Genomic DNA, 11,588 nt, shown 5'->3' with positions numbered 1-11,588 from the left:
AAAAAATGTGTCCTTGTTTATCAAAAGGTAAAAAACATGTAAAAATTTGCGAATATTAAGGCTTTTTCTAGGAATGATGAAGTTTTGGGTTGACACCCTCTTAGATAATTATTACAATTCTAGCTAAGAAGTAGAGTTAGAAACCGCTTTTATAACAATTCCGTTGATAAAAAAGTTTATCTAAACAGGAGGAATGTTTTTATGGAAATGCGTTATTCAACTCACCCCGAACATGCCAAGCATTTTACAACTGAAGAGTTGCGTCAGCACTATCTGATCCAGGAGCTTTTTGTACCTGAGGAAGTAAAGCTGGTCTATACGCATGAAGATCGTGTTATTATCGGGGGCATTCATCCCGTGAATAAATCTGTTGCACTGGAAGGCAGCGATCAAATCAAAGCGGAAACTTTCTTGGAGCGCCGTGAACTGGGTGTTTTTAATGTCGGCGGCAGCGGTACGGTCAAGGTGGATGGTGAAACTTACGAGCTGGCCACAAAAGACTGTCTCTACGTAGGTAAAGGTGCCAAGGAGTTAATCTTTGAAAGCGATTCCAGCGGAAAGCCGGCGAAATTTTATATCGTTTCAGCCTTGGCCCATACCACGTATCCGACGACAAAGCAGTCTTTTGTTGATGTGCCGTCTGAAAGTCTGGGTTCGCAAGAAACAGCCAATAACCGTACGCTACGTCGCTTTATCCATGATGAAGGCATTCAAAGCTGCCAACTGGTTATGGGTATGACCACGCTAGAGAACGGCAGTGTGTGGAACTCCATGCCGACCCATGTTCATGACCGTCGCATGGAAGTGTATTTCTACTTTGAGCTGGATGAAAACGCCAGAATGTTCCACCTAATGGGTGAGCCGAACGAAACGCGCCATCTGGTCATGAAAAATGATGAAGCTGTTATTTCTCCGCCTTGGTCTATCCACTGCGGTGCGGCTACAGGCAGCTATACCTTCATTTGGGGCATGGCCGGTGAAAATAAAACATATAAAGACATGGATCAGGTAGCCATGAGCGAGCTGCGTTAATCCGATCCTTGCATTGGAACGTAGACCTGCAAGCGGCTGAGGAACCATGGTCATCCCATTCGTGGAAAGGATCAGGAACATGACGAAAAAGAAAGTTTTGGAGCATATCACTTCGGTTGGTGTTGTTGCAGTCATTCGGGGAAATACGGCAGAGGAAGCGTATCAAATGTCCAAAGCCTGTATTGAAGGCGGCTTGGATAATATTGAGCTTACGTTCACTACACCGGATGCGGATCAGGTCATTCGAAGATTGAAAGACGAATTTAAGGATCGGGCAGTTATTGGTGCAGGAACTGTACTGGAGGCACTGACGGCGAGAATTGCTATTCTGGCCGGAGCAGAGTTTGTTGTGAGTCCTTCTTTTGAAGAGGAAACAGCGAAGCTATGCAATTTGTACGCGATTCCTTATATGCCTGGCTGTATGACGCTGAACGAGATCAAGGAAGCCATGAAATTGGGTAGTGATGTCGTGAAGTTGTTCCCGGGCAATACGATGGGTGCGGACTTTGTTAAGGCAGTCAGAGGGCCAATGCCTCACGTACAGATTATGCCAACCGGTGGTGTTGATCTGGACAATATGGAAACCTGGCTGCGTAACGGATGTGTGGCCGTGGGAATTGGAGGCAATTTGACGGCTCCAGCCAAGGAAGGTCGCTACGACTTGATCACTGAAAATGCAGCCCGTTATGTAGCTAAATATAAAGAAGTACGTGCAGCGTTGTAGGCTTCAGAAAATATAGGTTTTTATACTAATGTGTGATGGAGGCGTAGGCATGGGTCTGGACCATTTTTCATTGGATTTTTTCAGTCTTAAAGGTAAAACGGCGATTGTAACAGGAGGCAACACTGGTTTGGGTCAAGGATACTCCGTAGCTTTGGCCAAAGCAGGTGCAAACCTGTTCATTGTAGCTAACAATGATGATTATGAAGAAACAAGACGTCTGCTGGAGCCGACGGGTGTGAAGTTTGTCTTTTACCAAGCAGATCTGACTGAAAAAGCATCCCTTAAAAAGCTTGTAGAAGAGTGCATCAAGGAATTTGGCAAAATTGATATCCTTGTCAATAATGCGGGCACGATTCGCCGTGCTCCTTTGCTGGAGTATAAGGACGAAGATTGGGACGCTGTTATGGAAATCAACCTGAATGCTGTATACCATTTGAGCCAGGAAGTGGCGAAGATAATGGTAGAGCAAAAAAGCGGGAAGATTATCAATGTCGCTTCTATGCTTGCTTTCCAGGGCGGCAAGTTCGTTCCGCCTTATACAGCAAGCAAGCATGCAGTAGCTGGCTTGACCAAGGCATTCGCAAACGAGCTGGCGGTTCATAACATTCAGATTAACGCGATTGCTCCTGGTTACATTGCTACGGCGAATACCGCTCCAATTCGTGCGGATGAAAATCGCAATCGAGAGATCCTGTCACGTATTCCTGCTGGCCGTTGGGGCGATCCGTCTGATCTGATGGGGGTTGTTGTTTTCCTAGCCAGTCAAGGCTCGGACTACATGAACGGTCATATCTTGGCGGTGGATGGCGGCTGGCTGGTACGTTAAGCAGCGCTGACCGCATATAAGTCATGAACTGAAAGCTGCCTGAACAGGAATCCGTCCTTTCAGCCAGCTTTTTTGCATGATGAAGCGATAAGCTGAACATGAAGATTTGGGACGCTGTATCGATTCCGTCCTATGCATATGGCACGAATGCCTTTATAATTTAATGAGATAAAAAAATGCCTAGGCTCCAGCCGTTCACTTGGTTGGAGCCTTTGAGCATAACACAGATAGATTGGAGAATGGAGAGATGAGTTCACAGCAACACCAACGAGCTTTGGTATACAAATCTTTGTGGCATGCCGGTCCTTGGGTGCTAGCCGTAGGGATCATCCTGGTAGGTGCCAATCTGCGCGCCTCGATTACTTCCGTAGGGCCTCTTATCGGTTTGATTAAGGATTCTTTGCATATTTCAAATACACTAAGTGGTCTGTTAACGACATTACCGCTGCTTGCTTTTGCGCTGTTGTCGCCTTTTGTAGCCCAACTGTCGCGGCGCTTCGGGTCGCCGCTTGTTATTTTTGCAGCCTTGCTGCTGTTGACCGCAGGTATTGTAGTGCGCTCGACGCTGGGGGTGACTGCATTATTTGTCGGGACTGCGATGCTGGGACTGGCTATTGCTGTATGCAATGTTTTGCTGCCTAGCCTGATCAAAGAGGAGTTCCCTCGCAACAGCGGACTGATGACCGGCGTATATTCCGTATCCATGAATGTGGTCGCTGCAACAGCATCCGGTCTGAGTATACCGCTGGCTCTGAATGGAGGAATGGGCTGGCGTGGTGCTTTAGGGATCTGGGCGATTATTGGCGTCGTAGGTATTTTACTCTGGGTGCCCCAGCTTCTTAAGGTGCGCCGAACGGCTAATCAAGCGGTAGTATCCGCCCGAACGGTGAATGTGTATAAATCGTCTTTGGCTTGGAAGGTGACGCTGTTCATGGGGCTGCAATCTGCCCTTTTCTATGTTCCTGCTGCCTGGTTTCCCGAAATGATGAGCGGACAGGGAATGGACTCAGAAACTGCGGGATGGATGCTGTCTGTGCTGCAATTTTCACAAATGCCATTTACTTTTATTGTGCCTATTTGGGCGGCGCGAGTGAAGGATCAGCGGCTATTGGTTCTGATTATGGCAGTACTCTATTTTATCGGTCTGGGTGGATTTCTGCTCGGGGCTACACAGTGGAGTGTGGTTTGGGTTATTTGTATTGGAATAGCAGGTGGTTTTGCTTTCCCGCTAGTCATGATGTTCTTTAATTTGCGGACCCGGACACCGCAGCAGGCAGCAGAGCTGTCAGGTATGGCGCAATCCTTTGGTTATTTGCTGGCAGCGACAGGACCGACACTATTCGGTTATTTGCATGATGCGACACAAGGCTGGACAATTCCGCTGCTTTTACTCTTGTGCCTGAGTGTGCTGCTCATGTTTACAGGCCTGGGTGCAGCCAAGAAACGATATGTCGGAGGCGAGGTGGATGATCAGACTGCAATTTGATGCAGATGGCTATAGCGTGGTCTATAATGCAAATCGTGTTATGTTGTTGGCTAAAGAGTTTGCGTTGCTGCGCTTCCTATACGATAACCGGAATCAGGTGTTCACCCGGGAACAACTGCTGGATCGTGTGTGGCTGCTGGAATATCCAGTGGAGCGTACAGTGGATGATCATATCTACAGATTGCGCAAAAAACTGAAGGCATGGACTGGACTTCGTATCCATACGGTTAGAGGGTATGGATACAGCTTGACCCTGACTGACATACAACCACGGAATCATCCTTCTTTGCACGATCAGGAAGTGCAGGACGCCGTTCATGGACTTTTCCGAAAGTATCACCTGCTGGGGCAGGGCGATTCCATCGTAGCACTGGCTGAACAGCAGGAGCAACTGGGTTTCCAAATGTCTGCCTATTATCAAATGTATATCCGTTTTGTGCAGGCGGATGTGTCTTGGTTCTTAAAGCGGGAGGATTTTGCACCCGCAGACCGTTTGTATTGGATGCTGCTGCTATATACAGGCACAGCAGGGGTGACGGATCACGGGCTTGCCCTATGTGAACGTGCGCTCGCCAGCGGATTGCTGTCCAGTGACCAAGAGCGGGAGTTACGCATCCTCAATATCATGGAGGCTTATGTGGAACTTGGACAACCAGAACGCGCACAGGAAGGCCTGCCATTGACCTTCATGATCATGGAGCGGGATGATCTCGACAAATTTGTGATGCCGGTTGCGCTCATGGAGATGTACATGCATCTGGTTGCCAATCGTATAAAAAAGGCTGCTGAGCTGTCTGATCGCCTGGAAGGCATGCTGTCGGAGGCTCCGTATTTGCGCGAACTGGGCCGTTATCGCATGCTGCGCGGACTTATGCTGTTGCGTACTGGAGATGTGGACAACGCTGAGCGGCTCATGGATGAGGGACTGGACACCCTTGATATGGCGAAACAGGAACTGCTAAAAATCAAAGCGGTTAGTCAAATTCGCAGTTTCTTAAAGCTTTGCGGCCCATATCCCATGCTGGAAGAGAAGTATGCGGCTCAATACGATCAGCTTGACCGGGACAATCGTTTGACACTGCATCGTTCGGTGCTGAAGCGCTGGCTGGAGCAGATCCTTTCTGTGGCCTGACTTTTTTAGCTGTCTGATTTTCCTCTGATAAAGACCCGCTAGAATGTTCTTATTGCTAATGAAGCAGAAAATGAGAGCAGGGTGAATAGAAATGAAGGAAGAGAAAGAGTTGCAATCCACGTCCAGTATTTGGCGTAATGGTCGTTTTCGGCGGATGTTTGCGGCACATACGGCTGCTTCCTTTGGCGATTGGTTTGATGCTATCGCCATTCAGGTGCTTGTTGCTTACCGCTGGGAAGCCGACCCCATGCTGATTGCGCTGATACCGGTAGTCATGGCACTGCCGGGTCTGCTGCTCGGTTCTATTGCAGGTACGTTAGCCGACCGGGTACACAAGGCGCGGCTGATGATCATCTGCGATGCAGCTATTGCCTTACTGACGCTGGCGATTCTCGCCGTCCCAGGTCCGGCGTGGCTGTTGCCTTTGCTCGGTTTGCGCGCGGCGGCTGGCGTATTCCAAATGCCGTCACAGCAAGGCTTGACCCGTACAGTAGTCGCCAGTAGCGACCTTTTCCGCGCAACCTCACTAAACGGACTGGTCAATCAGGCCTCCAAAGTCGCGGGACCCTTGCTGGGCGCCGTGACCTTGACTGTGCTGTCCCCGCAAGCATGCATCATCCTGAATGCACTGCTGCGCCTCTGCTCCGGCCTGCTGCTCTGGCCGCTGCGTGGCATCGGTCCGGCGCTGGCCAGCACAGACTCGCAAGCGGTTGCTGACGAGCAGCCAGGAAAGTCGGCATCGCTTACAGCGCATGAGGCTGATGGGGCCAAGATGCAGACAGAGGCTGCTCGCGCATCTCGTTTTATCAGTCAGTGGCGGGAAGGCTGGGCATTCCTCTGGCGCAGTCGAATGCTGTTGCACACGCTCATATTCGGACTGTTCGGCTTGATCGCCATTCTTATGATCGACTACCAGTTTCCTACGTTGCTGCGAGTGCTCGCCCCGGGCAACGAATCGCTGCTCGGTTGGCTGGTTTCAGCTATAGGTGCTGGCGCTGTTGGCTGTATGCTTGTGCTGAATCGCTTGAATCGTGTAAGCGCAGGCTGGGGGCTTGGCGGAGGGTATGTGCTGGTTGGCGGAGCGATTGCCGCTTTAGGCTGGGCGCAACCGGGGACAGGACTCCCCGTACTGCTTGCGATCGGGGCTATGTTAGGTGTGGGGAACGGGCTGTACATTATCACCCAGAATTACATATTACAAGCCAAAACCCCTGCTGATATGGTGGGGCGCGTCTTCGGTATCCAAAGTACCGTCATTGGAGCGATCATGGTTATTTCGCCGCTTGCCGGGGGAGTATTGATCCGAATAGCAGGGGCGGGGGCGGCTTTTGTCTGGATCGGCATGACCGTAGGAATCCTGGGCTTAGCAGGACTACTGCTTCAATCCGTAATTTGGCGGGAGTCTCTCGCTGATCCTATCCCTTCTGCTGAACAAAATGTCGACCTGGCGTAATCGTTTGCTTCCATTATAGAAATTTAAATTTTTATATTTTAGCATAGGAGTGATCGAGTTGACTCAAAATTCTTCGTCCGTAACGCCTGTGGCACGATTGCTTGAAGGATCACGGGTATACCTCCGTCCCATTAACGTGGAGGACACCGAGTTATACTACAATACATTGTTCCATCAGGAAGTGCGGAGGCTGACAGGTACACAGCGAAGCTTTACCAAGGAGCAGATTGCCCGTTATATTGAAGCTAAAGGGCAGGATACCTCAAGCCTGCTGTTGCTCATTGCACTTCAGGAGGATGATCGTGTCATCGGCGATATTGCGCTGCAAGATATGGACAGCCTGAATCGCAGCGCCAACATCCGTATTGCGATCAATGAGCAAGGAAATCAGGGGAAAGGCTATGGCACCGAAGCACTTGTACTCATGCTGGGCTATGGGTTCGGTGTTTGTAACCTGCATCGGATTGAGCTGAATGTATTTGATTTTAATGAGCGAGCCATTCGCTGCTATGAAAAAGTAGGCTTTAAGCGTGAAGGAGTGCAGCGGGATGCTTTATTCTACAATCATGAATATCATGATTCGATTTTGATGAGTATGCTGCATCATGAATACTGTGCCCGGTATGTAAAAAAAGCAGAGAGTTGACACCATACGTTTACATGGGCTTGCAGAAAAGATATAATTAAAAGATAAAATTACTTGTTTGTGCAAGTATGACCGACAACATCAAATGAATAGATGAACTATCGGAGGAGCCTGTCACCAAGGCTCCTTTATGTCTTTTTAGGGGAACCTGTGCTGTATTTCGGGTTCCCCTTTTTATTTGCTTGTTGTTCTTTAAGGCCAGACACATAGTTTGCCTGCTTGTTTTACACTTTATTACGATCTGTTTCCTTTAATATCGTGAGTTTGCACAAACAAGTTCGAGGATAAACCAAAGGAGGTTATCAGACTATGCAATTTATATTGTATCTTCTATTGATTCTGTTGTTTACAAAAATAGCCGGTCATCTATCGGTTAAGCTTGGTCAACCAGCAGTATTAGGAAAGCTGATCGCTGGTATTGTACTGGGCCCGGCAGTTCTGGGATGGGTGCAAAATGATTCGCTGATTCATGATATGTCTGAAATCGGCGTGTTGCTGTTGATGTTCATTGCCGGGCTGGAGACGGATCTGGATCAGCTTCGGCGCAACTGGAAACCTGCGGTTGCAGTGGCGGTCGGGGGGATTATGTTGCCGTTGTTCTGTGGTTTTGGAGTTGGTGAAGCCTTTGGATTTTCAGTGCATGAAGGATGGTTTCTGGGGATTGTCTTGAGTGCTACTTCCGTAAGCATTACGGTGCAGGTGCTCAAGGATATGAACAAGCTGAATACCCGGGAAGGCTCGACCATTTTGGGCGCAGCCGTACTGGACGATGTGCTCGTCGTAGTCCTGCTTGCGGTAATGATGAGTATATTCGGTATGGGTGGACAAACCTCGCTGGGACTTCTTGTTGGCAAGAAGCTGATCTTTTTCGTGGTAGCTATTCTGGGGGGCTGGTTCGTTGTTCCATGGATTATGAAAATACTTGCCCCCCTCAAAGTGACAGAAGCTGTGATTACTGCTGCTTTGGTTATTTGCTTCGGTTTTGCGTACTTCGCAGATTTGATGGGTATGGCGGGCATTATCGGAGCTTTTGCTGCCGGGATTGCCATTTCGCAAACAAGCTTTAAGCAGGTCGTAGAAGAAAAGGTGGAGCCTATCGCTTATTCCATCTTTGTTCCTGTGTTTTTTGTCAGCATTGGCTTAAATGTATCTTTTGAGGGAGTGGGGCAGCAGCTTGGGTTTGTTGTTGTTTTGACACTGATAGCGCTGGTGACGAAGTTAGTCGGAGGAGGCATCGGCGCGCGGCTGACAGGTTTTAATACCCGTTCCTCGCTTGCGATTGGTTCTGGCATGATATCTCGTGGCGAAGTTGCACTTATTATCGCAGCCACCGGGTTGCAGACGGGTCTGCTGGTACAGCAGTATTTTACCTCAGTTATCATTGCCGTTATTTTGACGACGTTGGCCGCACCTCCAATTCTTAAGCTATGCTTTAGTGATCGGAAGACTGTAAGCCAAGTTGAAAAGTAGAGGATTGGACGGACTAGACCTACAGTAAGACCCTTCTGGATCATTTTCCAAGCAGGATGGAAAGTGAACCAGAAGGGTCTTTTTATGTTGGAATGTTCGGTTCAGCTACAGAATTAGGATTCGGATACAACAGTGAAACGTTGATTCAGATGTTGTGGTTTTTCAATTTCGTCTACTACGGCAACAGCATAATCCTCATAGCTGACATAGCTTGCACCTTTGGAATTAACCAGCAGTGTGTCCTTGCCCACTTGGTAAGAGCCTGTACGTTTGCCGAGGGCGAATTCCGCGGAAGGACTAATGAACGTCCAGTTCAGGTCGCTGGTACCGCGTAGAATGTCCAGATTTTTTCCTTGGTTATGAGCCGTTGGATATACAAAATCAGGGAAATCAGGAGTATCCTTGACCAAGAGTGTCTGGGATTCATCCGTAAACAAGCTGCCTGCACCACCTACGATAATCAGACGAGTACCGGATACATGGCGGAGAGCCTCAATCAGTACATTACCTGCATCTACATGCAGATGCTCTTGTCCGAATGGAGCGGCAAAAGCATTAACAACAACATCAAAACCCTTCAGATCATCTGTTTTCAGATCAAAGACGTCCTTTTGTACTACAGCAGCACGCTTGTCCGTTACCTTAGCCGGGTCACGTACAATGGCGGTGACTTCATGACCTCTGTCTAATGCTTCTTTTGCGATATTACTTCCCGCTTTACCACCTGCACCAATAACTGCAATTTTCATAATAGTATATCCTCCTATAAATATGATTTGGAAATTCATTTCTTTAACTGCGTGTTCATCCTTGAACTTAAATATGTAACTATTATAGTTACAATATAAAATAAAAGTCAAGCTCTTCTGTTAGGCAAAATAAATTCCTCCGATTGGACAGAGAGGAACTCGTTTAAATATAAGGTGATACGTAAATGAGTACATTTAAAGCATATTGGAACCATATAGGACGCAGATAAGAAAGGAAGAGTGAAACGATATGAGTAAAAAAGTACAGCTGGAGCCCGCAGCGCAAAAATTCGCAGACGATAATGCCAAGCCTCCGTTTTTGTATGATTTGGGACCTGAAAAAGGACGGGAAACGGTCAACGAGGTTCAATCTGGTCCAGCAGATAAACCTGCGGCAGACCTGGAGGATCTGTCGATTCCAGGTGGTCCTGGCGGTGAGGTGAAGGTCAGAATTGTTCGTCCGCAACAGGTGACAGGTGATCTCCCGGTCATCGTCTATATCCATGGAGCAGGCTGGGTATTTGGTAACGCTCATACGCATGACCGACTGATTCGTGAACTAGCGGTGGACTCACAGGCAGCTGTTGTATTCCCGGAATACAGCTTGTCGCCTGAAGCCAAATATCCGACGGCGATTGAGGAGATTTATGCGGTCGTTCAATGGGTGGCACAGCATGGGCACGAGCATGGGCTGAAGCCAGATACGCTGACGATCGCCGGAGATAGTGTCGGTGGCAACATGACCGCAGCTGTCACTTTGCTGGCCAAAGAACGCAGTGGCCCTGCTATTCGGCAGCAGTTGCTATTCTATCCGGTGACGGATGCTTCCTTTGATACGGAATCATATCATGAGTTCGCCACAGGGTATTTCCTGAGCCGTGAAGGGATGCAATGGTTCTGGGATCAATATACGACGGATCCCAACGAACGAGCACAAATCACAGCGTCCCCGTTACGTGCCACTATAGACCAGCTCAAAGGGCTACCACGTGCGCTGGTTATTACAGGCGAGGCCGATGTGTTGCGGGATGAAGGTGAAGCCTATGCGAACAAGCTACGTGAAGCGGGGGTAGATGTGACCGCTGTACGCTTTCAGGGTATCATCCATGACTTTGTGATGCTGAACCCATTGTCGGAAACCGCAGCCAAGCGCGGCGCGATCATGCTGGCTACCTCGTGGCTGCGCCAAGGGTTTGAGGGCTAGTCTCCTATAAAACAATTCAAGGGTCCCACCTTGTAATCTGATCGAGTCCTATGACGGATAAGGCTGTCTTCTCCCGCAGATGCTAAAAGCAGGGAGGACAGCCTTTATACATATCCTCATTGAAACCGCTTCACGTTCGTCGAACAAAATGATAATATAAAATTTGAACGAGTTTTAAACGACATTCGGCCCAAGGGGGATATCCATGCCATTTCAGGGACAACGCATTTTACCTGCAGCTAAGCATATGAGGCAGTTGGAGGATATTTTGGACAGCTCTTATGAGTATGCTGTTTTCCTGGATACGCATGTCGCGCAGCTGCGCAACCTGTATCAGATGGCAAGGAGCCGCAACAAGCAGATGCTTCTACATGCCGATCTGGTGCAAGGCTTGAAAAATGATGAGTATGCCGCTGAGTATTTGTGTCAGGAGATTAAGCCATTTGGGATTATCTCAACCCGTTCGGGGGTGATTGCAACCGCTAAAAAAAAGGGAATTCTGGCTGTACAACGAGTGTTCCTGCTGGATACGATTGCGCTGGAAAAAAGCTACGCACTGGTGGAAAAAACGCGTCCTGATTATATTGAGGTGCTGCCCGGTGTTGTACCGCCGATGATCGCAGAGGTCAGTGAACGCACGGGTATTCCTATTTTGGCTGGTGGACTTATTCGTACCCCTGAGGATGTGGAGGCAGCGTTGGCAGCGGGTGCTGCAGCAGTTACGACCTCCAATAAACAACTGTTTGAGCACTATAAGCGATAGCTTTTTTTGAACAAGTGGGCTACCTACATAATAAGCAAGGAGGGCGACCTTTGGCTTGGCGCGGGGAACGACCTGCTGTGAATGCAGGCAGATTTCCCTTTTC

General features: G+C 48.7%; 11 protein-coding genes. 10 read left to right on the top strand and 1 reads right to left on the bottom strand.

The window, feature by feature from the left end; all coding sequences use genetic code 11:
- Positions 1–201: 201 nt before the first annotated feature.
- The 8 genes from kduI to ACQQ6X_RS14315 all read left to right on the top strand — a co-directional run bounded on the left by kduI (position 202) and on the right by ACQQ6X_RS14315 (position 8,769).
- Positions 202–1,032: a 5-dehydro-4-deoxy-D-glucuronate isomerase gene (kduI, locus tag ACQQ6X_RS14350; RefSeq protein WP_305165880.1), complete on the top strand. Its 831-nt coding sequence runs from the start codon at positions 202–204 to the stop codon at positions 1,030–1,032.
- A 79-nt stretch (positions 1,033–1,111) separates the two neighbouring features.
- Positions 1,112–1,756 (top strand): bifunctional 2-keto-4-hydroxyglutarate aldolase/2-keto-3-deoxy-6-phosphogluconate aldolase, encoded by a 645-nt coding sequence (locus ACQQ6X_RS14345; RefSeq protein ID WP_305165879.1) that lies wholly within the window; start codon positions 1,112–1,114, stop codon positions 1,754–1,756.
- A 49-nt stretch (positions 1,757–1,805) separates the two neighbouring features.
- The gene (gene kduD / locus ACQQ6X_RS14340) at positions 1,806–2,582 is read left to right on the top strand and encodes a 2-dehydro-3-deoxy-D-gluconate 5-dehydrogenase KduD (protein WP_305165878.1); all 777 of its coding nucleotides are present in this window, start codon (positions 1,806–1,808) and stop codon (positions 2,580–2,582) included.
- A gap of 247 nt (positions 2,583–2,829) precedes the next feature.
- Positions 2,830–4,068 carry a CynX/NimT family MFS transporter gene (locus ACQQ6X_RS14335; protein ID WP_305165877.1) on the top strand — a complete coding sequence of 413 codons (1,239 nt, stop codon included), beginning with the start codon at positions 2,830–2,832 and terminating at the stop codon, positions 4,066–4,068.
- Positions 4,049–5,200: a winged helix-turn-helix domain-containing protein gene (locus tag ACQQ6X_RS14330; RefSeq protein ID WP_305165876.1), complete on the top strand. Its 1,152-nt coding sequence runs from the start codon at positions 4,049–4,051 to the stop codon at positions 5,198–5,200. Before ACQQ6X_RS14335 ends, ACQQ6X_RS14330 begins: the two co-directional genes overlap by 20 nt.
- Positions 5,201–5,291: 91 nt before the next feature.
- Positions 5,292–6,653 carry an MFS transporter gene (locus ACQQ6X_RS14325; protein ID WP_305165875.1) on the top strand — a complete coding sequence of 454 codons (1,362 nt, stop codon included), beginning with the start codon at positions 5,292–5,294 and terminating at the stop codon, positions 6,651–6,653.
- A gap of 58 nt (positions 6,654–6,711) precedes the next feature.
- Complete coding sequence (locus ACQQ6X_RS14320) at positions 6,712–7,299, top strand: GNAT family N-acetyltransferase (RefSeq protein WP_305165874.1); 588 nt, start codon at positions 6,712–6,714, stop codon at positions 7,297–7,299.
- Positions 7,300–7,608: 309 nt separating this feature from the next.
- Positions 7,609–8,769, top strand: coding sequence for a cation:proton antiporter (locus tag ACQQ6X_RS14315; protein ID WP_305165873.1), 1,161 nt, complete (start codon positions 7,609–7,611; stop codon positions 8,767–8,769).
- 113 nt (positions 8,770–8,882) lie between these two features.
- Here the strand turns inward: ACQQ6X_RS14315 and ACQQ6X_RS14310 are convergent, their stop codons facing one another.
- Positions 8,883–9,518, bottom strand: coding sequence for an NAD(P)-dependent oxidoreductase (locus tag ACQQ6X_RS14310; RefSeq protein ID WP_305165872.1), 636 nt, complete (start codon positions 9,516–9,518; stop codon positions 8,883–8,885).
- Positions 9,519–9,768: 250 nt separating this feature from the next.
- On the opposite strand from ACQQ6X_RS14310, the gene ACQQ6X_RS14305 reads away from it, so the two are divergent.
- Entirely contained in the window at positions 9,769–10,722 is a 954-nt protein-coding gene (locus ACQQ6X_RS14305; RefSeq protein ID WP_305165871.1) for an alpha/beta hydrolase, read from the top strand.
- A 205-nt stretch (positions 10,723–10,927) separates the two neighbouring features.
- Complete coding sequence (locus ACQQ6X_RS14300; RefSeq protein ID WP_305165870.1) at positions 10,928–11,485, top strand: glycerol-3-phosphate responsive antiterminator; 558 nt, start codon at positions 10,928–10,930, stop codon at positions 11,483–11,485.
- Positions 11,486–11,588: the final 103 nt, after the last annotated feature.

The organism is Paenibacillus ottowii (assembly GCF_050516475.1).
Lineage (GTDB): Bacteria > Bacillota > Bacilli > Paenibacillales > Paenibacillaceae > Paenibacillus > Paenibacillus ottowii.
This window is presented reverse-complemented; position numbering and strand designations above follow the sequence as displayed.